General features: G+C 64.6%; 23 protein-coding genes. 7 read left to right on the top strand and 16 right to left on the bottom strand.

Going from position 1 to position 23108, the window contains the following annotated elements:
• Positions 1–18 precede the first annotated feature (18 nt).
• Positions 19–2331, bottom strand: coding sequence for a TonB-dependent receptor (locus I6F09_RS14215; protein WP_225188320.1), 2313 nt, complete (start codon positions 2329–2331; stop codon positions 19–21).
• Positions 2312–3391, bottom strand: a complete 1080-nt coding sequence (locus tag I6F09_RS14210) for a HoxN/HupN/NixA family nickel/cobalt transporter (protein ID WP_225188319.1) — start codon at positions 3389–3391, stop codon at positions 2312–2314. Before I6F09_RS14210 ends, I6F09_RS14215 begins: the two co-directional genes overlap by 20 nt.
• A 108-nt stretch (positions 3392–3499) precedes the next feature.
• Here I6F09_RS14210 and I6F09_RS14205 point away from each other — a divergent pair, with 108 nt between their 5' ends.
• Together I6F09_RS14205 and I6F09_RS14200 are read left to right on the top strand one after the other, a co-directional pair.
• The gene (locus I6F09_RS14205) at positions 3500–3652 is read left to right on the top strand and encodes a hypothetical protein (protein ID WP_225188318.1); all 153 of its coding nucleotides are present in this window, start codon (positions 3500–3502) and stop codon (positions 3650–3652) included.
• A 72-nt stretch (positions 3653–3724) separates the two neighbouring features.
• A complete protein-coding gene (locus tag I6F09_RS14200; protein WP_036023649.1) occupies positions 3725–3925 on the top strand; it encodes a hypothetical protein in 201 nt (66 codons plus the stop codon).
• A gap of 15 nt (positions 3926–3940) precedes the next feature.
• Here I6F09_RS14200 and I6F09_RS14195 read toward each other — a convergent pair whose 3' ends face one another.
• The 10 genes from I6F09_RS14195 to I6F09_RS14150 form a co-directional block, all read right to left on the bottom strand.
• Positions 3941–4942, bottom strand: coding sequence for a formate dehydrogenase subunit gamma (locus I6F09_RS14195; protein WP_036023646.1), 1002 nt, complete (start codon positions 4940–4942; stop codon positions 3941–3943).
• Between the two features lie 40 nt (positions 4943–4982).
• Entirely contained in the window at positions 4983–5579 is a 597-nt protein-coding gene (fdh3B, locus tag I6F09_RS14190) for a formate dehydrogenase FDH3 subunit beta (RefSeq protein ID WP_036005105.1), read from the bottom strand.
• Positions 5580–5592: 13 nt separating this feature from the next.
• Positions 5593–8535 (bottom strand): formate dehydrogenase subunit alpha, encoded by a 2943-nt coding sequence (locus I6F09_RS14185; RefSeq protein ID WP_225188317.1) that lies wholly within the window; start codon positions 8533–8535, stop codon positions 5593–5595.
• Positions 8536–8549: 14 nt separating this feature from the next.
• On the bottom strand, positions 8550–8759 hold the full coding sequence (locus I6F09_RS14180; protein ID WP_036005112.1) for a twin-arginine translocation signal domain-containing protein: 210 nt from the start codon (positions 8757–8759) through the stop codon (positions 8550–8552).
• 29 nt (positions 8760–8788) lie between these two features.
• Complete coding sequence (locus I6F09_RS14175) at positions 8789–9568, bottom strand: molecular chaperone TorD family protein (RefSeq protein WP_036005115.1); 780 nt, start codon at positions 9566–9568, stop codon at positions 8789–8791.
• 129 nt (positions 9569–9697) lie between these two features.
• On the bottom strand, positions 9698–10321 hold the full coding sequence (locus I6F09_RS14170) for a DUF3306 domain-containing protein (protein ID WP_036005117.1): 624 nt from the start codon (positions 10319–10321) through the stop codon (positions 9698–9700).
• The gene (locus tag I6F09_RS14165; RefSeq protein ID WP_225188316.1) at positions 10318–10833 is read right to left on the bottom strand and encodes a DUF3305 domain-containing protein; all 516 of its coding nucleotides are present in this window, start codon (positions 10831–10833) and stop codon (positions 10318–10320) included. The genes I6F09_RS14170 and I6F09_RS14165 overlap by 4 nt, the downstream gene beginning before the upstream one ends.
• Positions 10830–11837, bottom strand: coding sequence for a DUF6352 family protein (locus I6F09_RS14160; RefSeq protein ID WP_225188315.1), 1008 nt, complete (start codon positions 11835–11837; stop codon positions 10830–10832). The genes I6F09_RS14165 and I6F09_RS14160 overlap by 4 nt, the downstream gene beginning before the upstream one ends.
• Positions 11834–12373 (bottom strand): DUF6505 family protein, encoded by a 540-nt coding sequence (locus tag I6F09_RS14155; protein ID WP_225188314.1) that lies wholly within the window; start codon positions 12371–12373, stop codon positions 11834–11836. The genes I6F09_RS14160 and I6F09_RS14155 overlap by 4 nt, the downstream gene beginning before the upstream one ends.
• Positions 12370–13110: a biotin/lipoate--protein ligase family protein gene (locus tag I6F09_RS14150; RefSeq protein ID WP_225188313.1), complete on the bottom strand. Its 741-nt coding sequence runs from the start codon at positions 13108–13110 to the stop codon at positions 12370–12372. The genes I6F09_RS14155 and I6F09_RS14150 overlap by 4 nt, the downstream gene beginning before the upstream one ends.
• A gap of 164 nt (positions 13111–13274) precedes the next feature.
• Here I6F09_RS14150 and I6F09_RS14145 point away from each other — a divergent pair, with 164 nt between their 5' ends.
• Positions 13275–15245 (top strand): 4Fe-4S binding protein, encoded by a 1971-nt coding sequence (locus I6F09_RS14145; RefSeq protein WP_225188312.1) that lies wholly within the window; start codon positions 13275–13277, stop codon positions 15243–15245.
• Between the two features lie 30 nt (positions 15246–15275).
• On the opposite strand, the gene I6F09_RS14140 is transcribed toward I6F09_RS14145, so the two are convergent.
• Together I6F09_RS14140 and I6F09_RS14135 are read right to left on the bottom strand one after the other, a co-directional pair.
• On the bottom strand, positions 15276–16487 hold the full coding sequence (locus I6F09_RS14140) for a c-type cytochrome (RefSeq protein ID WP_249784482.1): 1212 nt from the start codon (positions 16485–16487) through the stop codon (positions 15276–15278).
• A gap of 166 nt (positions 16488–16653) precedes the next feature.
• Complete coding sequence (locus I6F09_RS14135; protein WP_128262436.1) at positions 16654–16914, bottom strand: hypothetical protein; 261 nt, start codon at positions 16912–16914, stop codon at positions 16654–16656.
• Positions 16915–17150: 236 nt separating this feature from the next.
• Here I6F09_RS14135 and I6F09_RS37555 point away from each other — a divergent pair, with 236 nt between their 5' ends.
• Positions 17151–17273, top strand: a complete 123-nt coding sequence (locus I6F09_RS37555) for a hypothetical protein (protein WP_260346694.1) — start codon at positions 17151–17153, stop codon at positions 17271–17273.
• 6 nt (positions 17274–17279) lie between these two features.
• Here the strand turns inward: I6F09_RS37555 and I6F09_RS37550 are convergent, their stop codons facing one another.
• Positions 17280–17411, bottom strand: coding sequence for a hypothetical protein (locus tag I6F09_RS37550; RefSeq protein WP_276573861.1), 132 nt, complete (start codon positions 17409–17411; stop codon positions 17280–17282).
• Positions 17412–17585: 174 nt separating this feature from the next.
• On the opposite strand from I6F09_RS37550, the gene I6F09_RS14130 reads away from it, so the two are divergent.
• Positions 17586–18722 (top strand): GNAT family N-acetyltransferase, encoded by a 1137-nt coding sequence (locus I6F09_RS14130; protein WP_225111852.1) that lies wholly within the window; start codon positions 17586–17588, stop codon positions 18720–18722.
• A gap of 20 nt (positions 18723–18742) precedes the next feature.
• Here the strand turns inward: I6F09_RS14130 and I6F09_RS14125 are convergent, their stop codons facing one another.
• On the bottom strand, positions 18743–19960 hold the full coding sequence (locus I6F09_RS14125) for an NAD(P)/FAD-dependent oxidoreductase (protein WP_225188310.1): 1218 nt from the start codon (positions 19958–19960) through the stop codon (positions 18743–18745).
• A gap of 409 nt (positions 19961–20369) precedes the next feature.
• Here I6F09_RS14125 and I6F09_RS14120 point away from each other — a divergent pair, with 409 nt between their 5' ends.
• Positions 20370–21716, top strand: a complete 1347-nt coding sequence (locus I6F09_RS14120; protein WP_036005142.1) for a polysaccharide biosynthesis C-terminal domain-containing protein — start codon at positions 20370–20372, stop codon at positions 21714–21716.
• Between the two features lie 207 nt (positions 21717–21923).
• A complete protein-coding gene (locus I6F09_RS14115) occupies positions 21924–23099 on the top strand; it encodes a glycosyltransferase family 4 protein (RefSeq protein ID WP_225188309.1) in 1176 nt (391 codons plus the stop codon).
• Positions 23100–23108: the final 9 nt, after the last annotated feature.

The following is a 23108-nucleotide window of genomic DNA, read 5'->3' as shown; positions in this document are numbered from 1 at the left end:
TGTGCTCGCGCAACAGGCCTAAAACGTTCCGGCCACAGTGACCCGAAACGCCATCGGCTCGACCGGGTGCAGCACATAGTCCATCACGCCGTTCCCGCAGACTGCGGCCGGTGCGGCATTGGCGGCGCAGAGATTGTAGAGCGTGTCGGTCTTCAACAGCGAGCCATAGGCATAGGTGATCTGGTTCGCCTTGCTGTTGAACAGGTTGAGCACGTCGAACTGGATGCGCCAGCCGTTCTCGCTGCGGTAGCCGAGCCGCGCGTTGGCGATGCCGGTCGGCCGCGAGCGGAACGCATTGTCCTCGGTCAACGGGCTCGCGCCGATATAGCGCCAGCGCGCGCTGCCGAACCACCCCGTCTTTTCGCCAAGCGTTATTCCGGCCGATGCCACCATCGCCGGGGCGTTGGGAATGTAGTTGCCGGGCGCATTGCCGATTTGCGCCTCGGGATAGCCGGCGAGCGAGGCATAGACCGCGGCCTGCTCGCCGTCATGGCCACGGAAGCGCGCATGCGTCATTGCAAGATCCACATCGATGTCGATCCAGGACCGCGGCCGGTAATGGTTGGTCCACTCGAAGCCGTAGCGGCGGCTGGCGCGGGTTGCCGAGGTATCGCCGGCATCGCCGGAGAACAGGATCTCGGAATCCTGGTCCAGGATGAAGAGGCTGAGAGAGCTCTCGAGGCCGGGAACGATCCTGCTGCGAACCCCGACCTCCGCGCCTCTGGTGCGCACCAGGAGCGGCGACGGCGTGAGCCTTGTCGCGGGATCGGTGGGATCCTCCGTCGTGGTCGCACCGCGGGCATCGTTCGAGTGCATGCCGTAGCCGGCGCCGAGGAAGAATTCCGTATGATTGAACGGACCAAGCACCATCCTGAATTTCGGGCTGCCGAGCGCGGCATCGGCGCGACCGGAATTTGCGGCGTTGAACAGAGAGATGACGTCGGCGGCGTAATAATCGCCGCGCCAGCCCAACGTCGTCCTGAGCCAGTCGGTCCAGCGCACCGTGTTTTCGGCAAAGACCCCGACGCTGCCCTCGCCGACCTTGTCGCTGCGGATATTGCCGATGAAGCCGCGACGGAACGTATTGGTGAGCGCGAGGTCGATCGCATCATAACGCGATTGCAGACCGAAGGTGGTCTGCATCGGCAGGCCGGCCAAGGAGCCGTCCAGCGTGCGCGAGACATTGGCGCCCGCCATCAAGCGGTCGTCGTGCTGGTGGAACTGGTCGCCGAGCACGGGATCGTCAAGGAAGTAAGTGAAATTATTGAAGAGGTCGAGTTGGCTCTTCACCAGATAGGCGTTGGCTTTCCATGAACCGACGTCGTCGGTCTGCGCGATGCGCCCGGACAGCGCAAAGCGGTTGGCGTGGCCGCCGTCGCTCGGATCTTCCGAACCATAACGGCCGAGCAGGCCGCTGGTGATGGCGCGCTGCGGCACCTGGTCGGTCGAATTCCATTTGTTGACGTAGGCCATGCCGGTGAGCGACATGCCGTCGGTCGCGGTGCCCTGGCTGTAGCGCACGAGGCCGTTGAGCTTTCGCAATTTGTCCGGATTGTCCCACGGGCCGTCGTAGGTCCCGATCTCGCCGGCCACCAGCAGCGAACCGTCGCCAACTTTCGCGGAATCCATGCCGAGCAGACGGCGGTAACCGAAGCTGCCGGCGCTCACCTGCGCCAGCCGCCTTGTGCTGTCGATCAGGCCGATGTGAACGCTTCCGACCGAGGCGAAGTCGCCTTCGTCGGCGAAGTAAGGTCCCTTGCGCACGTCCATTGCGGCGATGGTTTCCGGGATCAGCCAGTTGAGATCGGCATAGCCCTGACCATGCGCGTGGGTGCGCATGTTGACGGGGACGCCGTCGACGATGATCGCCAAATCGGTGCCGTGGTCGAGATTGTAACCGCGCAGGAAATACTGGTTGGCTTTGCCCTCGCCGGAATGCTGCGTCACGATCAGACCGGGCACGGCTTCGAGCGCCTCGCCCGGCCGTGTGAAAGGGCGCGCGTTGATCTCGTCGCCGGAGACGGTGATCTCGCTGGCCATGCCGGCTGCGGCCCTTGCACCCGAGCCGGCACTGCGCGGATCGGACGCCTGCGTCGTCGCGGGAGACACGAAGATGCGGCGGCCGGCCGCGGGCGATCTGGCGGCACGGCGCGATGCGGCCGTCATCTTGCGCCCGGGCGTGGCGCCGCCACTGACCTCGACCGGCGGCAGTTCGCGTGAGGTGTCATTGCTCTGTGCGAGGGCGCGGCCGTCATCCGCGAGCAGCGCCAGGACCGAGAGTGCCGTCAACACGCCGCCGTGACGATCGTGCTCAGGCCGCCTCGGTCGCATCGGTGCATTCCAAAACTTTCGTGCCGGCGCGGCGAGGCTCGTTCCCGAACATGCGGCGATAGAGCACGACCGAGACGAGCCATGCGACCGCAAACAGCGCGATCACGACAAAGCCGACATTGGCAAGCGACTCGTTGAGGTCCTCGACCAGCACCCATGCGCCGCCGGAGAGACCGAGCCGCTCGCCGATCAGGCCGAGCGCTTCGATCCCGCCGATGAACAGTGCAACCGCGACGGAGGCGCCGGTGATCGTGAGATTGTACCAGAGCTTGCGCAAGGGATCGACGAAGGCCCAGCGATAGGCGCTCACCATCAGCGCGGAATCGGCAGTGTCGACCAGCGCCATGCCTGCAGCGAACAGCGCGGGGAAAACCAGCACATCGGCGAGCGAGGCGCCGCGCGCGGCTTCGCTGGCGGAGATGCTGAGCAGGCTGATCTCCGTCGCGGTGTCGAAGCCGAGGCCGAACAGGAAGCCGAGCGGATACATGTGCCAGGGCTTCGTCACCAGGCGGAACATCGGGCCGAGCAGCCGGGCCAGAATACCGCGGCTGGCAAGCAGCGCATCGAGTTGCGCAGCATCGTGAACGCCCTGCTCCCGCGCCGCGCGAAACGTCCGCCACAGGCCGACGAAAATGACGAGGTTGATCGCGGCAACCGCAAGCAGGAACAGGGCCGAGACTGAGGTGCCGATGAGACCGCCGATCTCCTTGAGCAGACTGTCGCCGCCGAGGCTCACGACGCCCAGTGCCAGCAGCATGGTCGCCACCACGACGACGGTGGAATGGCCGAGCGCGAAATAGAGGCCGACGCTGCGCGGCGTCTCGCCGCCGTGCATCAGCTTGCGCACGACGTTGTCGATCGCGGCAATGTGATCGGCATCGACGGCATGACGCAGGCCGAACACCCAGGCTAGCAAGGCCGTCGCCATCACCGTCGGCCGGTCGCCGAACAGCGTGAAGGCCCAGGCCCATGCGGCGATGTTGGCGGCGACGAGCCCGCCAAGCAGCGCCACCGTTCCGGGCTCGACCGCCCGCAAAGTCCGCATCGCTGCTCGTTCCATTCGCTCGCCCTTACAGTATGACGTTTATCAAAATTTCTCATACTGGCAAGAGCAAGAGCCGGACCAGTTTCGGCCTGCCCCCTGACGAGCCGACGGAATGCGAGCCAAATGGCGGGCCTGATGGAGGAATTCGGCGTCAGCGGGATCACCGCGCCGATGCGGGATGGGCGCTCGCATTGGCAAGCAGATATCCAGTTTGACGCCGAAGTTGACGGTCGTCAGGGGGAGCTCGACCCACGCAACTGGAACCCGTTGCTGTGAAGCCGCTCACATCCGATTCGACGATCCCGATGTATTCATCGTGCCGGGTGGAGATGGCAGACGGAGACGCGCATGAAACTCCTCATGCTCTCGCTAATCGCAGCCATGCTTCTCGCCGGTGCGGCCAATAGCGTGTTCAGGCCGCATCCAGTGCCTCATTTCGGTCAGCCCGGCATGGCGTCCATTCAAGATATGCAGACGGGACGGGCCGACAAGCTTCCCGAGCAGGAGCTGCAGGACCGCTCCGTCTTGTTTGCGAAAGAGCTGCGGTAGGCCGGCAGGCTCGCTTTATTCGGCCGCTGCGGTCGCAGGTTGCCGCTGCCCATCGTTCGGTCCCGTTCGCGCCATCTGCTCGTCGAGCCAGAGGCTGTGGTGCTCGCGCGCCCAGTTGACGTCGACTTCGCCCGAGCCCATGGCCGCGAACGCACCTTCCATGCCGATAGTGCCGATATAGATGTGCCCGATCATCGCCGCGACGAACAGGACCGCCACAATGGAGTGGACGATCTGGGCCATCTGCATGCTTTCGATACCCGTGCCGTAGAACGGGAACATCAGCGCATAGCCGCTCGCCGCGACGAGCCCACCACCGATCACGACGATCCAGTAGATCATCTTCTGGCCGCCATTGAAGCGATTGGCCGGTGGATGGTCATGCCCGATCAGGCCGCCACCCCGCTTGGCCCATTCGATATCCACCTTATTGGGGATATTGCCGCCGATCCACATCAGGAAGATCAGCACGACCCCCAGCGTGAACGGGAAGCTCAGATAATTGTGGGCGTATTTGGCCCATTGCGACCATTCGGAAAAGGCCTCGAAACCGATCAGCGGCAATAGCAGTTGCCGGCCAAAGGTGACGTTGAGGCCGGAGATCGCCAGGATGATGAAGCAGGTTGCCGTCATCCAGTGCACGAAACGTTCGAAACCGTTGAAGCGCACGATGGTGCGGCCCGAGTGGCCGCTTTCCAGCCGAACCATGCCGCGGGTGAGATAGAAGATCATGATCAGGGCGATCATGCCGATGATGGCAACGCCGCCGATCCAGGGCAGCGTCACCATGCGGAATTCCCGCCATTCCCGCCCCTGCGGCTGCTCGAGAACGCCGGACCGCTGATCCGGAATGCTGACACGCCCTTGAATCCGGTTCAGCTCCTGCAGAAGCTGCTGCTCCTTGACCGAGCTTGCAGTCGGATTGACCTGCTGAGCACTCGCAGGCGCCGCCATCGCCAAGAGAAGCAGCGTGCAAACGCCGAACGCCAGGCGAATGAACCTTCCAAATGACGCCATCACGTCCTCCCCGGTATTTGCGCGCCCTTCTGTTGCCACTTCAGGACTCGATCGCCTCGCGATAAGCGGTCTTCCAGCCCCATGCACCCGAGCCATAGCCGCGCTTCATGACGCGCTCCTTGTAGATCTGCGCGATGATCTCGCCGTCGCCCGCAAGCAAGGATTTGGTCGAGCACATTTCCGCGCAGAGCGGCAGCTTGCCTTCGGCCAGCCGGTTCGCACCGTATTTCGCGTATTCCTCCTTGCTGCCGTCAGCCTCCGGGCCGCCGGCGCAATAGGTGCACTTGTCCATCTTGCCCCGCGAGCCGAAGTTTCCGACCTTTGGATATTGCGGCGCGCCGAACGGACAGGCGTAGAAGCAATAGCCGCAGCCGATGCAGAGGTCCTTGGAGTGCAGCACCACGGCATCGGCCGTGGTGTAGAAGCAGTTCACCGGACACACCGCCGCGCAGGGCGCGTCCGTGCAGTGCATGCAGGCCATCGAGATCGAGCGCTCACCCGGCTTGCCGTCGTTGATGGTGACGACACGCCGCCGGTTGATGCCCCAGGGCACCTCGTGCTCGTTCTTGCAGGCGGTGACGCAGGCGTTGCACTCGATGCAGCGATCAGCGTCGCAGAGAAATTTCATCCGAGCCATGTGCGTGCTCCTCTCAGGCTGCGACGATCTGACAAAGCGTGACCTTCGGCTCCTGCATGCCGGTTGCAGGATCGTAGCCGTAGCTCGTGATCGTGTTGGCGCTCTCGCCCAGCACGATCGGATCGGTGCCGGCAGGATAGTTCTTGCGCAGGTCGTTACCGCCGAGCCAGCCGCCGAAATGGAACGGCATCCAGGCGACGCCCTTGCCGACGCGTTCGGTCACCATCGCCTTCATCTTGGCCCGCGAGTTGTTCTCAGCGCCGCTCACCCAGACCCAGCCGCCGTCCTTGATGCCGCGATCGGCGGCATCAGCCGGGCTGATCTCGATGAACATGTCCTGTTGCAATTCGGCGAGCCACGGATTGGTGCGGGTTTCCTCGCCGCCGCCTTCGTATTCGACAAGACGTCCGGAGGAGAGGATCAGCGGGAACTGCTTGGCGATCCCCTTCTCCACCGCCGCCTTCTGCACCGAGAAGCCGATGTTGGGCAGACGGAACTGCTTGGCATCGGGCAAGGTCGGATACTTCTCGACGAGGTCGACGCGCGGCGTGTAGATCGGCTCGCGGTGCACCGGGATTGGATCCGGTAGACCGAACGCATTCATGCGCGCCTTGCCGTTGCCGAAGGGCACGCAGCCATGCTTCAGCGCGACGCGCTGGATGCCGCCGGAGAGGTCGAGCGCCCAGGACACCGCATCCGGATTGGCCGGGTTGACCCGCTGGATGGTCGCCATCTCGGCCTCGGTGAGATCCTTGTCCCAACCGAGCTTCTTCAGGCTCGCCAGCGTGAACTCGGGATAGCCGTCCTCGATCTCCGATCCCTTGGAGAAGGACTTGTCGGCGAGCAGGCTGACCTTGCGCGTCGTGCCGTCGGGCAGCTTCTCCTCGCGCTCGATGCCGAAGCGCGGACGGAATGCGCCGCCGCCGTCCATGACGTGCAGATTGTTGTTGTAGAGCAGCGGCGAGCCGGGATGCTTCACCTCGGGCGAGCCCCAGCACGGCCAAGGCAGGCCGTAATAATCGCCGCCGACTTCCGGATCGTCCTTGGGGGCGCGCATCGTCACCAGGTCGAACTTGTGCTGGTTCTTCATGTGCGCCTTGATGCGCTCCGGCGACTGGCCGCAATAACCGGTCGACCAGCTTCCACGGTTGATCTCGCGCAGCACGTCCTCGGGGACCGGAAGGTTGTTCTCGACCTTGATGTTCTTGAACATCTTGTCGGCGAAGCCGAACTTCTTCGCCAGCAGATAGATGATCTCGAGGTCGTCCTTGGATTCGAAGATCGGCTTGACGATCTGCTCGCCCCATTGCATCGAGCGGTTGGAGGCGACGCGCGATCCCGCGCATTCGAACTGCGTCGCCACGGGCAGGATATAGACGCCGTCCTTGCGCCCGGCCTCGATCGCCAGAGACGCCCAGGTGGTCGGGTGCGGATCGGCGATCACCAGCAGCTCCAGCGCCTTCAGGCCCTTCAGCGATTCGGGAATGCGCGTGATGCTGTTGCTGGCGTGGCCTTGCACGAACACGGCCTTGACGTTGTCCTTCTGTGCGACGTCGGCCTTCGGCAACAGTGCCGCATCGAACCAGCGCGTCAGCGGGATGCCTGGCGTCTCCATCTGCTTCTTCTCGTCGAAGCGCGAGACGAGATAGTCGTAGTCGACCTCCCAGACCCGGGACCAGTGCTTCCAGGCGCCCTCCGCGAGGCCGTAATAGAACGGCAACGTCACGATATCGAGGCCGACATCGGTCGCGCCCTGCACGTTGTCATGGCCGCGCAGGATGTTGGCGCCGGCCCCGGCCTTGCCGACGTTGCCCGTCATCAGCAGCGCGATGCAGCTCGCCCGCACGTTGGCGGTGCCGACCGTGTGCTGGGTCTGGCCCATGCACCAGATGATGGTCGCGGGCTTGACCGTCGCGAACGTCTTGGCGACGCGCTCGAGCTGCGCGGCGGGCACACCGGTGACGCGCTCGACCTCCTGCGGATTCCATTTCTCGACCTCCTTGCGCAGGTCGTCGAAGCCGTAGACGCGCTGGGCGATGAATTCCTTGTCCTCCCAGCCGTTCTTCAGGATGTGCCACATCATGCCGTAGAGCACGGGAATGTCGGTGCCGGGACGGATGCGGACATATTCGGTGGCATGTGCCGCGGTGCGGGTCAGGCGCGGATCGAAGACGATGAAATTCGCCTTGTTGAGCTCCTTGGATTCGAGCAGGTGCTGCATGCTGACCGGATGCGCTTCCGCCGCGTTGCTGCCGATGAACAGCATCGTCTTGGAGTTGCGCATGTCGTTGATGCTGTTCGTCATCGCGCCGTAGCCCCAGGTATTGGCGACGCCGGTGACGGTGGTGGAGTGGCAGATCCGCGCCTGGTGATCGGTGTTGTTGGTGCCCCAGAACGCGCCCAACTTGCGGAACAGGTAGGCTCCTTCGTTGGTCATCTTGGCCGAGCCGAGCCAATAGACCGAATCGCTGCCCGACTTCTCGCGAACCTGCAGCAGCTTGTCGCCGATCTCGTTCACCGCCGTGTCCCACGACACGCGCGTCCACTGCCCGTTCACCAGCTTCATCGGATAGCGCAGGCGGCGATCGCTGTGCACGAGCTCGCGCACCGAGGCGCCCTTGGCGCAATGCGAGCCACGGTTGATCGGCGAATCCCAGCTCGGTTCCTGCCCGATCCAGACTCCGTTGAGGACTTCCGCCGTCACCGTGCAGCCCACGGCACAATGCGTGCAGATGCTCTTCTTGACGGTGGCGCCGGCCGCGAGCGGGCCGGCGGCGGCCGCCTCCGCCTTTCGCACGTTGCCGACCGGCATGGCCCCGAGCGCGGCGAGCGCGCCGCCGGCCAGGCCGGACTTGCGCAGGAACGTGCGGCGATCAAGTCCCCCGCCCTGTCCCGCAAGGGATTCGGCGACGGAACCGCGGCGATCGGAACGCTGGTGTGTTCGCTTGATAAGCACGGGCAGCCTCCCTCTCAGGCCGGATAACGATTGACGCGGTAGAACGTCTTCACGTGATCGGATTCCTTGTAGCGCGCCTTGCGCTTCTCATCGTTGGTTTCACTGTCGGCCTGGGCGGACCCGACCAACGGTGTTGCAAGCGCCGCGCCGGCACCGGCGGTACCCAAGCCGACCTTGCGCAGGAAATCGCGGCGTCCGACCTTTGCTTTCGTCTCGTCACTCATCGCATCTCTCCCGGACCGAAGCGCCTCGGTCAGCTGGCGAATGTAAATGCTTCCGTCTCGATTTCGATGAAAGTGCGGCCGAGCGCGCCGACTGCGCGATAGAAACGGGCAGTCCCCGCGTTCTCGATGTCGGCGAACAATCGCCCCATCCATGGCGACACGTGCTTTTCGAAGAAGGCGCGCTGCGCCTCGTGCGAGGCATCGAAGCGGCCATCGGCAAGGCCCGACATGATCTCGCACAGGATGGCAGCGTGATCTTCGGGTTCGGAATCGTTGGCGATACGCTCGATGCCGAGCGTCATCAGGTCGCCGCGCAGGCGCGACAAGGGCCGTTCGTTGAGAAAGCCCGTGAGATAATAGGAGGCATAAGGCAGCAATTCGCCGCGGCCGAGCCCGACGAACAAATCGAAATACTCCCGCTCAACCTTCGCTGGGACGGCGCTCGAGGCGGCCTCGGCAAGCGCCGCATGCGCGCGACCGAGCGGCGTCGCGTCTCCGCTGAGCGCGGCGAGCTGATCGAGCAGGCGCTTCGACGGAGGCGCAGACAGCAGCGCCGCGAGCAAGACGTATTCCTGCGCGCGCGCCGCATCGATGGGATCGACGAGTTCGGCGGAGCCGGCTTGCTCACCGTAAAGATCGGGCCGCAGATCGTTTCGGGAGACGCCAGTCGCCGTTTCGACTGCAACCACCCGTTGTGCGGGCACACGGGTCCAATTCGAGACGGAGGGCTGGCTGATGCCTATTTTGCGTGCAAGCTGAGCGATGCCGCCTGCGGCATCGATCGCTCGATCAAGTCCGTCATCGCGCACGTGGACCTCCCATCCCAGTCCCGTCTGCTTGATTATCGCTTTTGTTACAAAGCAGTAGGTAGCGTAATCCGGGTTCCAGCAACGGTCAATCGCCTGCCATAGCCTGTACCTATAGTCTTTGGTCGTGGTTCAGCGCGGCAGTGCACCACCATGCGTGCGGGACCTCACAGGCTCTGCAGAATCCGCAGGTCTTTCACCCACTGTCGGTTGCACTGCAGCAGGGATTGCCAGGTGCCGCGTCTCATCGGGCGGCTCGACGACGTTGGAAACAAGTGCCACATCGGCTTGATGCGATTCCGCCGGAGAATCCGCCGTTCCGATCGACGCCTCAGCAAGAGTCTGGGCCGCAGACTTGGCCGCCTCGCGCACGCCGCCGACAATGCGATCGACCAGTGCGGCCAGCTCCTCCGAGGAACAATCCAGCGGGCCAAATCCCGGCATCGCCGTCGGGTCGTTGAAGTCCCATGCATTCTCCGCGAGCCCGACAAAGTCGCGAATCGCGGGATCGGTCGCCCAAGCGCGGCGAAGAGCCGCAAGGCTCAACTCGCGAGGAATCCCCTTGCCGAGGAAGGCCGTGATGTCGGTGGCAGCATTGATCTCGTCGATCGACGGCAGGCTCGACAGATCGAACTCCGTCTCGTCCTCTTTGTCCTCGGACGGCGGCGTCGGCTGCGCCGGGGCAGGTTTCGCCGGCTCCGCTCGCGACTGCTGTTTGCGGCGGGACCAACGCGCAAGGAAGTCCTCCTCACTCATTCCTTTCCGCCTTCATGTTCGCGCCGCGCCAGCGCCTCCGGATCGGCACGGCGCCGCTTGCGTTTGACGAATTCGCGCTCGACATGGTGCTCGGCCACGAAGCTTTCAATCGCCTCGCTCAGCACTTCCGGCATCGGCACGGCCTCGACGAGATTGTCGGCGGCTTCGGTAAAGCCTTCGCCCTCGGCGGGGTCGGCGGTCACCGCGGTGACTGCATAGGGCCAGACGCCTTCCGCAGGCGACAACACGACCCAGATGCTCGGACCGCCGGAAGCGAGATTGTCGCGATAGCGCGTCGTCTCCGACGGATAGAGATCGATGGTCGCACTTCCGGCATAGAACAGGGTCGTGCCGTCCTGCTCGCGAAGCACGGTCCATGGCTCGGTCGACGGCTCGTCCGGCAGGACAGCAATTCCGCGCCAGATGAAATCGACCCAAGGCGAGTCGGCCTTGCGCCGCTCGACTACGACGCCGACGGCAATCGAGAGGGACGGCAATGCCGCGGGGCTCATGTCGCCATCTCCAGCCGCTTCACCGGCAATCCGGTCAGCAGATTCTGTGGCTTCATCCGCAGCTTCTGATCCGCCGTCATCGAAAGGATCAGGTAGACCGGCTCATCCCCGACATCGTCGAGGGCACGGCTGGAATCCGCAAACGTCAGCCGGAACAGCGCCAGCACGCGATCGGCGTCGCGCTCGCCGAGCTCTTCGCCGTGCCACAGACGGTCGCCGAGCCTTGTGGCATCGGCATCGAGCCCGACATACCAGCTCAGCTTCGCCTCGTGCAGCGCCCGTAGCGGCTCGATCACGACATCGATGCCGAGCAGATGGGAGACCCAACGCGTCATCGCCTGCGCCAGCGCTACAGGTCCGCGGCCGTCGGCGGTCAGGTCGAGGGCCATGTCGAACTGGTCACTCCGGTGCCAATAGGCCTCGGCATTCTCCTCGCCAAACACCTCGACCACCGCACCGGTGGTGGCGCCGAGCATCGACATCAGCGAGAGCACCGGGGTCGGGCTCCGGCCGCCGACGACCTCCTCGTCTCCCAGCAACAAAGCGTGCTCATGTGGGAGAACGCGCTGGATCCGGAAGAACAATTCGGCCGCGCGCAGCACGAACGGGTCGTCGCAGCCGTCGAGCGCGTTGCGCAGGATGACGTGCACGAGCTGGTTGACGAACAGCGGCGGCAGATCGTTCGCCCCTGAGCGGAGCCAGGCAAGATAGGCCGCTTCGAGCGTCGGATGCCGCAGCAGAAGATCGCGGAACGCCAGCACGAACTGCCAATTCTCCCTGGCATCAGCATCGGTAATCGCGGCGATCTCGCCGGCGCCGACGGCCTGGCGCGGGTCGGCGAGCAGATCGCGATGAAGCCGGCGTTCGACCGGGCACGCGTCGTCCGGCGGCATCAGCTCGGGACGGGCAAAATAGGCTTTGAGAAATTCGTCCGTGACACGCAGGCCGCCGCCCTCGTCGCGATCGAGCAGGTGGTGACCACAGGAGATCCAGAAATCGTTCATCGGACGGTCGGCTCCCGGCCGAGATCCGCAAGCCTGAGATCGCCGTCCGGCTCGACGTCGTCCTCCATCTCGATGAACGAGAACGCCTTGCCATGCTCCTGGCCTTCCCGAAGCTGCAGCCGGCGGAACGACTCGCGGACCTCCCCGTCGCTCGAGGTGCGGTGCACTGCAATAAGCGAGCTGATGGGATGGCTGCAGAGCGACTGGGCAAAAGCGACCTCCTCTTCGGCCGCCGTTTTCGCCGCCGCCATATCCGGCGCGCCGAAACGATCGACCAATTGCCTCGCCAGCAGATCGACCAGGCCGTGGTAATCGTCCGCGGTCGCCGGAACGATCTGCGCCAGCGTCGACCAGCCCCAGGATTGCACCCCGAGGAACCCACCGCGAAACGCCGCGCGGGCCTTGCCCTCGAGCTTCGCGCCATCGCAATCCCAGAAGCGGAAGGCGCCGGAAACGGCCCATTCGCCCGGCTCTGCCGCCACGTCGAACACGAAAGTGTCCGAGGGATCGAGCGCGATCGTGCGCAGGAGTTTCACAGGCGCGGTCCTCCGAGGGCCGAATCGAGCCAGGACGGCACCGCGAGCGCCCGGACCAGGTCGCTTCGTTCGATCGTCTCCGTCCCGATGCGGCGCGTCAGGAGGTCGCCGCAATCATCTATGCGCTGTATCGTCTGCCTTTCACGCGGCATCCGCGTGAGATAGTCGCGCGCGACGCTGTCGAAGCCGTCGACCCGCCAGCCGTCCAGCGCCAGCATCAGATGCCGGGCGAAGCTTTCCGTGATCTGCGCCGCGCCCGCCTCGCCAAAGCCTTCCTGGTCAAGCGCCGAGGCCAGCGGGTGGACGCCTGGATCGTCATCATTCATGGCAACCGTCCGTATCATCGCGCCGAAGACCAGCCAGGGCGGCGGCGCGTCCTCGTCAGCTCCGGAACACCAACCCATCCGTCCGCCGCCGACCAGCCCCCCGTCGATCCTGACCGCATCCGGCCAGCCGATCGTGATCGGCTTGCTCGGCGGTGCATAGGCGCGAAGCGCGTCGGTGAGCGCGACCATGCCTGCGTAGAACGCACGCCGCGCGCTGCGCAACGGCTCGGCCGGCTCGAGCACCACGGCGAACTCGGCGAGGTCGAAGCGGCCGACATAGACGAGCGTTCCGGCGCCGCTCTCCGGTGCGATGCGGCATGCATGGGCAAAAGCGTCGCCGCTCTCGCGCAATCGCACCAATGTGAACGGCGGCGGCAGGTGGATCGGTTCCGCCGTGGAAACATGGCTCACTGGGATCGACGGCAGACCGTCCTCCGCTTTCCTTTTCTTCCCGATGGATAATGTCTATACGAGGCGAAGGGCCGGCGCGAGTCCGTCGTCGTCGTCCGAAAGGCGGAGGAGTTAACCTGGAGCAGCCGTCGAAGACCATCCTGATCTGCTCGTGCGAAGACACGATGCGCCTCGACGTGGCTGCAATCCGGCGCGCATGTCCGAACAGCGAGGTCAAGAGCTTCCGCCACCTCTGCGGGGCGGAGCTCGATCATTTCCGCAACATGGCCGCGACAGAAGGCGTGTTGACGGTCGCCTGCACGCAGCAGGCGGCGCAATTTTCGGACGAGGCCGGCGAGCGGCCTGACGCGATCGGCTTCGTCAATATCCGCGAGACGGCCGGCTGGTCCCGCGACGGCGCGCACGCCGGCGCAAAAATGGCCGCCCTGCTCGCATCCGCCTCCATCCCCGCCCCGGACTATCCGCTCGTCACCTTGTCGAGCGAGGGCGTCATCCTGATCTACGGGCGCGATGAGGCCGCGATTGAGGCCGGCCGCCTGCTTGCCGATCACCTCGACGTCACCGTGATGCTGAAGCAGCTCGATGACACGGTGCCGCCGGTTGCCACGGTGTTCCCGATCGTGAAGGGCACGATCCGCTCCGCGAAGGGACATTTCGGCGCGTTCGAGCTGGTAATCGACGATTATGCGCGTCCCCGCCCCTCCTCGCGCGATCGCTTCGTGCTCGACTCGCCGCGAAGCGGGGTCACCTCGCGCTGCGATATCGTGCTCGATCTTTCCGGCGGTCTGCCAATGTTTCCCGCCCACGACCTGCGCGACGGCTATCTCCGCGCCGACACGAAAGATCCCGCCGCGGTGCTGCGCGCGGTGCTGACCGCGCGCGATCTCGTCGGCAGCTTCGACAAGCCGAGATATGTCGAGGTTGCGCCGGCGCTTTGCGCCCATTCGCGCTCGAAGCGTACGGGCTGCCATCGCTGTCTCGATCTTTGCCCGACCGGGGCGATCACGCCCGTCGGCGATCATATCGCAATCGATCCGAATATCTGCGCGGGCTGCGGCCAATGCGCGGCGGCCTGCCCGACCAGCGCGGTCTCCTACGCGCTGCCGCCCGCCGATACGCTGCTCCATAAACTTCGCGCCATGCTGCTCGCCTATCGCGAGGCCGGCGGCGCGAATGCGGTGCTGCTCTTTCACGACAGCCCGCACGGCACGCCGTTGATCGACGCCCTCGCGCGGCATGGCGACGGCCTGCCGGCGAACGTGCTTCCCTTTGCCGTCAACGAGCTCACGCAGGTCGGGCTGGAGGCGATCGTCGGCGCCTTCGCCTATGGCGTCTCTGCCGTGCGCTTCCTGCTCCGTGGCAAGCCGCGCCACGACGTGACCGGATTGACGCAGACGATCGCGATGGCTGAGGCGATCCTCGGCGGCCTTGGATTTGCGGGCCGTCGCCTCGCCACCATCGAAACCGACGATCCCGACGCGCTCGGCGCGCATTTGACTGATATCGGCACGCTCGCCGCGGTCCCGACGCCGGCAACTTTCAAGACCGTCGGCAAGCGGCGCGACCTCTTGCGGTTCGCCCTCAGCGAGTTGCATCGGCTGGCGCCGCAGCCGGTGGACGTCATCGCGCTGCCGCAAGGTGCGCCGGTCGGCGCAATCAGCGTCGAGGCCGATGGCTGCACGCTGTGCCTGTCCTGCGTCTCGGCCTGCCCGACCGGCGCATTGCGCGACGATCCCGAGCGGCCGGTGCTGAAATTCATCGAGGATGCCTGCGTGCAGTGCGGCCTGTGCCAGAGCACCTGTCCGGAAAAGGTCATCAGCCTCAAGCCGCAGATCGATTTCCGGGCGGCGCGCGCGCCCGCCGTTGTCATCAAGGAAGAGGAGCCCGCGCTCTGCGTCCGCTGCGGCACGCCCTTCGGCGTCAAGAGCACGATCGACCGCATCGCCGCCAAGCTCGAAGGCCGGCACTGGATGTATCCGGCCGGCGACAAGCGAATCGAGGCGCTCAGGATGTGCGCGGACTGCCGCGTCGTGGTCATGAGCGAACAACAATTCGATCCGTTCAAGGGCGTTCCGGAACGAACGCCGCCGCGAACGACGGATGATTATCTCCGCGAACGCAACGGCAAGGACTAAAGCGGACGCCGTCGAATCGGCGCAAGGCAATCATCGCGACGTCGCGCGGCCCAGAAAGTCGGTCAGCGCGCGCCGGTCCTCGGCCGAGCCGATGCGCTGCTCCGGCATCTTGGTGCCGGGGGTGTAGGCATTCGGCCCGATTTCGAACAATCGTGCGACGGTTTCCGGCGTCCAGACGATGTCCATCGTCTTCAGTGCATCAGAGAAGCGATATCCCGGCACCGAAGCGATCTTGCGGCCGTAGAGTCCCGCAAGTGTGGGACCCGCGCGCTGCACCTCCTTGTCCGAGAGCGTGTGGCAGGCAACACAGGCCCGAAACACATCGGCGCCGTGATCGCCGGCATAGGCCGCAAGCGGGTCGGCCGGTGTGCCGACCAGGCTTGAACCGATGGGATTGCCGGTGCGGGCATTCCAGCGCCTGATCCTGCCGTCCGCACCACCCGTCATCAGTGTCTCGCGATCGGCAAGGAAGGCGACCGCCCACACCGGCAGCCCGGGCCCAACCAGGGTGCGCAGCAGGTTGCGCGACTTGCGATCGATGATCGCCACCGTGCCGCCGATCCCGGCCGCAGCGACCAGCGCACCGTCCGCCGACATGGCCAAGGCCACCACCGGCGTCGGACTGGCCGCGACCTCGCCGCTGACCTTGCCGTCCGTTGTCAGCATGCGCAGCCTGCCATCGACCGCGCCCGTGACGATTTCACCATCCGGCGCGACAGCCACCGCGTTCAGCGGCGCCGGCAAAGTCACGATGTCAGGTTGGCCATCCGGCAAACGCCAGATGCGCAGCGCAAGATCGTAGCCGACACTGACGAGCCTGCCGTCCGGCAGGAAAGCGACCCCATTGACGTTCTGCGTATGCCCTTCGAGCACGCGGGATGTGCCGTCCGACAGCGACCAGAGCCGCACTGTCTGGTCCCATGACGCCGATGCGAGAAGCGTCCCATCGGACGACACAGCAAGCGCCGCGATCGGTGCGACATGTCCCTCCAGCACCCGGTCCGGCTCCGGCCGGCCCGCCGTCCACACCGCAATGCGCGCATCGGCGCCGGCCGTGATCATGCGGCCGTCTTTGAGAAAGGCGACGGCGTTGACCCCATCGGCATGATACCGCAGCACGTGCTCTGCTGTATCTGTCCTGAGCGACCAGCGGATGACGGCGGTGTCGAAGCTGCCGGAGAGAAGGCTGTCGTCATCGGGCGAAATGGCGAGAGCCCGTATCGGGCCGCCGTGTCCGACCATGTCGGCATGCACGGACGATGCGGCAAAGATGGTCCACAGCAATGCGGCCACCTTCGTGCACAGAGCCGATCTGTTCATTCCTGGCCGCCTGCTGACATTCACCCGCTCGAGATTGCCAGAAGAGGCAACGGAAATGAATATCCTGGAACGGTCTACTTGAAACAGTCTACTTGGCCGGTGCCGTCGTGGTCTTGGACGACCCCTCCGGCGCGGGCTGCATTCCGGGCGGACTCTGGCCCTGGGGGCTTTCGGGCGGCGCACCACCCGAGCCGGTATTGATCGGACCCGTCCAACCTTGCGGCTGGAGCTGGCCCTTGTCCTCGGGAGGCGTTTGCCCCGTCGGCGAGTTGGTTTGCGCCGGCTGGGCCAAGGCGCCCTCGACAATGCAAAGTGCTGCGAAGCACAGGATCGTTCTCGGTAATTTCACGCCAAGCCTCCGATGCGCTCACCAGGCCTGCAGAAAACTTGCAAGACCCGCATCCGTTCCGGATCGTGCAGCGCAGCAGCACCGAGCTCCGGTCCCTTAGCTCGATGGGCGATGCGTCTTTCCGCCGATCCCGTGTTCAAAAGCCCATAGCGGGCGGATGGCTGATGCGATCGACGAGCTTGCTCGCCGCAGGCCCTGTCGTATAGATGGCGTGGTCCAATCGAGGGAGGCGGAGGATGAAGGCTTTTTTGCTTGGCTGCGTCGCGGCCGTGGTGATCGCGGTTGGTGGGATGGTGATCCTCGATCGCGTGCAGGAGCCCGCCGCGCACGCGTTTGCCACCACCGGGGTGCGTCTCTAAGAAGGCTCACTCGCGCTTGAGCCCGATCGGCCCGAGGATCGGAGCGGAGGGAACGAGCTCGACCTTGCGAACCATAGCTTCCTGCAGCCGTGGATCGTAGATCATTGCCTGCGCCGTGCAGACGATGGCACCGCGCAAGGTGCGCTCCACGCGCCATTTCTGTCTCCGGCTTTAGAATTTGGTAACCATACGAGCATGGTTGAACGCATTGACGCAAATCGCGCGGCGGCAGTGTCTGACCTGTAACGGCCCTGGTATAAGCGCAGCTACGGTTCGAACGACGTTCGCGGATGATCCGGTTTCCTTGTGCGCATGAATAAGCCCAGCAACACGTTCGACATCGCCATCGAGCCGTCGTTCGACTTTCTGTCTCCGGAATATGCAGAGCTGTTCGATCGTTCGGCTGCCACTGCCTTCCAGCATCCGGTCTGGTTGCATAGCCTCTACACCAGGCTCGCGCCGGAAACGGATGCAACGGCTCTGGTCGTCGTGGTGCGCTACCGCGACACCGGCGCCCTTGCCATGGTGCTGCCGCTGCTCCGGATCCGGCGCGGTCCGATACGGACCGTCGAGTTCGCCGACTTGCGCGTTTCCGACTATCTGGCACCGGTTTGCAGCCCGGACGTGTTCTCGCAATTGCTCCATGATGCGGCTGCATGCGCGCAGATTCGGCGCCTTGTCCGCCCCTTCGATCTGCTGCGAATGGCCAAGCTGCCTGACGGACGGCTTCCGATCGAGGACCTCCTCGCCACGTCCCGCCGTGTCTCGATGAACACCAATGCTTATGCCACGGTTCTGGTCGCGCCGTACGAGCAATGGCGGGCCAGTGCGATGGATCGCTCCTACCAGAAGGAGCTCGCCAAGAAATATCGCCAGCTGCAGAAGAAGGGCGCGCTGAGCTTCTCATGCTGCAGCGACAGCGCCGCCGTGCTCGAGACGATGGAGGTGATGAGGAAGTTTCGCGGCCCGCGCTTTCACGCACAAGGCGACGGAGACCTGCTGCAGCGGCCCGAATATTACGGCTTCTATTCCGACGTCGCCCTTCGGGGCCTCGGGTCCTTCGTTCGCCTCTATGCCATGAAGATGGACGGCGAAGTGATCGCCGCCGTGCTCGGATTGTGCCACCGCGACAGCTTCCTCGTCATCATGAGCGCCTTCGACATCGCCGGCTACAAGAGCCAGTCCATCGGCGCGCTGATGTTCGAACAAGTGGCGCGGGATTGTATCGAGCGCGGAGATCAGATGCTCGACTTCACCATCGGCGACGAGCCATACAAGAAATCGTTCGGCGCACAGGCTTCACCGATGTGGGAGGTCACGCAGGTCGGCAGCGCCGTAGGCGCGATCGCCCTCTTCGCGCTGAAGCAGGCGCCCTGGCTCAAGCTGGCGGCCAAGCGGCTCTCCGATTTGAAGGTTCAGCCCGCCCACACCGCGAGGCCCACGCGCTGACCGGCGGGGGGTCGCAGAGATCAGGCGCGCAATACGCCGCGGACGCGGCCAAGCCAGCCCGGATGCATCTGATCGACGCGGTGTGCAAGACTGCGCCGCAGGAAGTGCAACCGTCGCCGCACGTCCCAGCCGATATCGTTGCGCGAGGTCAGCGCCTGGCGGAAGCGTGCCATCTTCAGCGATTGCTGATCCGCCGCGATCTTGTCGCGATCGGCATAGAATTGCGAGATCTTCTCCAGGCCCATGCCTGCAGTCATGAGCCATCGCGGCACATATTCGGTGCAGAGACGGTCGACGTCCACGAGCAGGCGGGCGACACCCGTTCCGGCCGCGGGACAATTGGTCTGGAACGCATCGCCGATGAGCACGATTCCGGGCCGGAGATGCCCCTCGACGACGGTCAGATCCATCACCCAGTTCTGGACGCGATCGGTCACACGGAAATCGCCGAGGTAGCTCCGCAATCCCGGCAGCAGGCGCAAGATTGTCGCCTCCGGTTCGCGGCGCAACTCGCGCATAACAGGATCGGTCGGATCGCGGAACATGAAGAGATTGGCACGCATTCCGGCGTGGACGGGAAACAGGCTGAGATAGTCGATGCCATCGGCGGTGCGTTCGCCGTAACAGGTCAACGCCTCGAAATCGAACGGGGTGCCATCCTGGCGCGCGATCGTGAAACCGAACGACACCGAATGGCGCTCGGCAAGCACGCGCCGCCTGATGCCGAGCTTGTAGCCCAGGGCTCCCGCCATGCCGGTGGCCAGAACGACGAGGCGCGCCGTCACGCGCCGCCCGGAGGCGAGCTCGAGATGCTGGACATCGCCGCTGCTGCCAATCGCTGTGACCTCGTCGACGATCAGGTTGGAAGGATCCGGAAGCTGGCGACGCGCCATTGCGACGAGATCGGCATAGGCAAATCCGTAAGCCCTGCCGACGCTGACATCGACCACCTTGCCCTCACGGATGTTGAGCACTTGATCATATCGGCACGCGACATCTTCGAGCGCATCGAGAAAGCCGAGCTTACCGAACAGCTCCAGCTGATGGCCGCCGATCTTCTCGACCCGAAACTCATCCGGATGGACTGCCCGCTTGTCGATCAGAGCGACGCGACGCCCTGCCCGCGCCAGCACGGCCGCCGCAAGCGATCCCGCAAGACCGCCACCGACGATGGCCACGTCCGAGTCGATGGTTGCGGTCTCGTCCCCGTCGACCGGCTCGGTCACGGTTCTCGTCATGGCTCCGGCTCCCACGGTTAACAGCGTCTGCAGTGCAATTCTCTCGCCTGATGTCGCATCGCAGGGCCGGGTGCGAACATTTCCTGAGATTGAGGTTAATGACCGCAGGTGCCCAGTTCGCCGACTCGCCGCGGCACGCGTCTTGCTGTCCCGAAACCATTCTGCACGCGAGCCCCGGATCTCGCCTTCTCAGTCGTCGATGCGGCGTTATGCCGTCCGTCGCGCGAGTTGAAACTCGCAGATGTTGGACAATGGAGACAGCGATGTTCCAGAACGAAGCAACCCGTATCACCGCGATCGCCGAAATCCTCCAACTCGTCCATTAACACTCGCGATTGCTCGACATGCTAGGTTCTCGCCGGTATCGGAACATGTCTCGTCAGGGGAGCGCGGCTCCCTTAACCCTTCCATGATCGCATCCATTCTCCAGTTCATGCGGCGCGACGTCACGCGCGGCGTTGCCGGGACCATCCTGCTCAAGGTCGGCAGCGGCGTGCTCGCGTTCGCGTTGTTCTCGCTGGCTGCGCGGACGATGTCGCCTGACGGCTTCGGCATCTTTGCGACCTGGCTGTCGGTCGCGCAGATCGCAGCCGTCGTGGGACTGGTCGGCCAGGAATCCCTGCTGGTGCGATTCCTGAACGAATATCAGGTCGGCGAAAGGCCGGACCTTACCAAGGGCGTGCTGCAATCGAGCTTGAAGATCGCCTCGCTCGCAATGCTGATCGTGATCGGCGGAATCGCGATCGTCGCGAGCATGAGAGGCGACTGGTGGCTGCTGATCCTTGCGGTGTCGGCCTACACGGCCGTCAATGCCGGATTGATGCTCGGCAGCCAAATCGCGCGCTCGCTGGTCAGCATTCTCATGGGCGAAGGAAACCGCGAGTTCCTTTGGCGGGCCCTCGTCGTCGTGTTCCTGCTCGTCATGCTGCTCGCCCATCGCCAACTCGATCCGGCCGAGCTGTTCGCGGCGATGACGGTCGCCATGTCGGTTGGCCTTGTTGCGCAGATCGTATCCGTCGCGCGCGTGCTGCCGGATCTGCGCAGTACGCCGGCGCGCTCGGAGACGTCACGCTGGCGATCAAGTGCCCTGCACTTCTGGCTCGCATCGATCCTCGAAGTCGCCAATCAGTATCTCGACGTCATTCTGGTCTACTGGATGCTGGATCCGACGACCGCGGGAATCTACTTTGCCGCCTCGCGCCTCGCCAACATTTTCGCCATGGTGTCCGCGGCGCTTTACACGTTCGGTGCGCGCCGGCTCCCGTCGCTCTATTTCAGCAAGAACCACGGGGAGTTCGAGCGGACCTCGCGCTTGATGGCGGAAGTGACTGGGCTCTGCGTCGTCGCCGGTCTCGCCACGATCTGGATCGGCGGCCCCTATCTCCTCAACCTGTTCGGACCTCATTTCGCCGAGCAGCATTCGGTCCTGATCGTGCTTGCAATCGGAACCGCCATCCAGGCGGCGGGCGGCCCGGCTGCTGCGATCCTGCAGCTGACCGGTCATGAACGAATCTATGTGCCGGTGGTCGCTGCCAACGTCGGGCTGCGGCTCGTCGGATTTCTCGTCCTGGTCCCCTTCCTCGGCGTGCTTGGCGCGGCGATTTCGACGACCGTGTCGCTCGCGCTCGCGACCATCGCCCTGAACGTCCTCTGCCGCCGGCGCAGCGGGGTGGATCCTTCCGTTCTGGTGCTCTTGCGCTTCCCAGCATCGAGGCGCGGCAATTATGCCGTTCGCAGCGCTGACTCGCGTGACTAGGTGTCAGCACGCGCCGCCGGGGTGAACGCGCAGGACCGATTGGTTAACGCGCCAGCCGGGAACCAGCGGAAATGCTGCGCCAACGACACCGTCGCCATCCGCGCCGCATTAACTCCGTTTGTTGCTAGCCGGTGTCCGCGGGATGCCCGCATGATAGGTACGGAGTTAAGAAGGTGAAGATTTCGTTGCTTTAGCGGGTCGGGATCCGTGCTCCATTATCAGCCGAACAAAGACCTGGACGAGACGAGCGCGACGGCACCTGCGCGGCCGAACGGCAGTGGGCGAAAACTCCACGTGCTTCTTGCGCAAACCCAGGCCGAGAACGCCGGTGCACAGGAGATCTCGCGGCTGCTCGGCGCCGGGCTGACCGCGCGCGGTCACCGGGTCACCAATCTGTTCTTCTTCCGCAAATCGGACTCCTTTGACGAACCGCCCGCCACGCTCTACTGCGCGCCGAGCCGGCCGGGCAATCCGCTGGCGCTGCTGCGGATGCTGTGGACGCTCGGCCGCCACATCAGAACCACCAAGCCCGACGCCGTCTTGACCTTCCAGCATTTCGGCAACGTCATCGGCGCCGGCGTCACGCGCCTCGTCAGCCGTGCACCCGTCGTCGCCAATCAGGTTTCATCCGCGCTGGCGATGAGCTGGCCGGTCCGCACCGCCGACATCGCCATGGGCAGCCTCGGCTTCTTCGACTGCATCACGCTCAATTCGCAGGACATGGAGCGCGAATATTCGCGCTACCCCGCGGCCTACCGGTCGCGCATGGTGCATGTGCCGCACGGCTTCGACGACAAGGCCCTTACCCTGTCGAAGGAGGCGGCACGAGGTCAATTCAACCTGCCACCGGACCGCGTCCTGCTCGGTTGCGCGGCACGGCTGCATCCGCATAAGCGGCTCGATCTGGCGATCGGTCTGCTGCCGGATCAACCGTCCTGGCATCTTGCGCTGGCCGGCCAGGGAGCCGACGAGGCCCGGCTGAGGCAGCTCGCGAACGACTTGAACGTCGCGGACCGTCTGCATTTGCTGGGAGAGATTCCTCCTGGCCGGATGGCGGACTTCCTTGCTTGTCTCGACGTGTTCGTCTTTCCGACCCAGGCCGAGACCTTCGGTCTGGCCGCGGTCGAGGCTGCCAACGCCGGTGTTCCCTCCGTCGTGACCGATCTTCCCGTCCTGCGCGAGGTATTGTCCTACGAGGGCAGACCGACGGCGCTCTTCGTCGATGCCTCCGATCATGCGAAGCTCTCCGCGGCGGTCTCCAGGCTGGTAACCGACAAGCAATTACGTGACGAGCTGCGACAAAACGCCAAAGGCCTGCGGCTGCGCTATTCGGTAGATGCCATGGTCGAGGAATACGTCCGGATTCTCGACCGGGTCGTTTGACCTGATACG

The organism is Bradyrhizobium sp. IC3195, assembly GCF_020193585.1.
GTDB lineage: Bacteria > Pseudomonadota > Alphaproteobacteria > Rhizobiales > Xanthobacteraceae > Bradyrhizobium > Bradyrhizobium yuanmingense.
Note: the sequence above shows the minus strand (reverse complement) of the source record. Positions and strands in the feature narration are given on the sequence as shown.

Excerpts from the sequence above, each read along its gene's own strand:
- I6F09_RS14125 (WP_225188310.1), bottom strand. The coding sequence starts at position 19,960 with ATGACGAGAACCGTGACCGAGCCGGTCGACGGGGACGAGACCGCAACC.
- I6F09_RS14120 (WP_036005142.1), top strand. The coding sequence starts at position 20,370 with ATGATCGCATCCATTCTCCAGTTCATGCGGCGCGACGTCACGCGCGGC.
- I6F09_RS14180 (WP_036005112.1), bottom strand. The coding sequence starts at position 8,759 with ATGAGTGACGAGACGAAAGCAAAGGTCGGACGCCGCGATTTCCTGCGC.
- I6F09_RS14205 (WP_225188318.1), top strand. The coding sequence starts at position 3,500 with ATGGCGGGCCTGATGGAGGAATTCGGCGTCAGCGGGATCACCGCGCCG.
- I6F09_RS14160 (WP_225188315.1), bottom strand. The coding sequence starts at position 11,837 with ATGAACGATTTCTGGATCTCCTGTGGTCACCACCTGCTCGATCGCGAC.
- I6F09_RS14130 (WP_225111852.1), top strand. The coding sequence starts at position 17,586 with ATGAATAAGCCCAGCAACACGTTCGACATCGCCATCGAGCCGTCGTTC.
- I6F09_RS14210 (WP_225188319.1), bottom strand. The coding sequence starts at position 3,391 with ATGGAACGAGCAGCGATGCGGACTTTGCGGGCGGTCGAGCCCGGAACG.
- fdh3B (WP_036005105.1), bottom strand. The coding sequence starts at position 5,579 with ATGGCTCGGATGAAATTTCTCTGCGACGCTGATCGCTGCATCGAGTGC.
- I6F09_RS14145 (WP_225188312.1), top strand. The coding sequence starts at position 13,275 with ATGCGCCTCGACGTGGCTGCAATCCGGCGCGCATGTCCGAACAGCGAG.
- I6F09_RS14200 (WP_036023649.1), top strand. The coding sequence starts at position 3,725 with ATGAAACTCCTCATGCTCTCGCTAATCGCAGCCATGCTTCTCGCCGGT.
- I6F09_RS14195 (WP_036023646.1), bottom strand. The coding sequence starts at position 4,942 with ATGGCGTCATTTGGAAGGTTCATTCGCCTGGCGTTCGGCGTTTGCACG.
- I6F09_RS14165 (WP_225188316.1), bottom strand. The coding sequence starts at position 10,833 with ATGAGCCCCGCGGCATTGCCGTCCCTCTCGATTGCCGTCGGCGTCGTA.
- I6F09_RS14215 (WP_225188320.1), bottom strand. The coding sequence starts at position 2,331 with ATGCGACCGAGGCGGCCTGAGCACGATCGTCACGGCGGCGTGTTGACG.
- I6F09_RS14140 (WP_249784482.1), bottom strand. The coding sequence starts at position 16,487 with ATGGTCGGACACGGCGGCCCGATACGGGCTCTCGCCATTTCGCCCGAT.
- I6F09_RS14170 (WP_036005117.1), bottom strand. The coding sequence starts at position 10,321 with ATGAGTGAGGAGGACTTCCTTGCGCGTTGGTCCCGCCGCAAACAGCAG.
- I6F09_RS37555 (WP_260346694.1), top strand. The coding sequence starts at position 17,151 with ATGAAGGCTTTTTTGCTTGGCTGCGTCGCGGCCGTGGTGATCGCGGTT.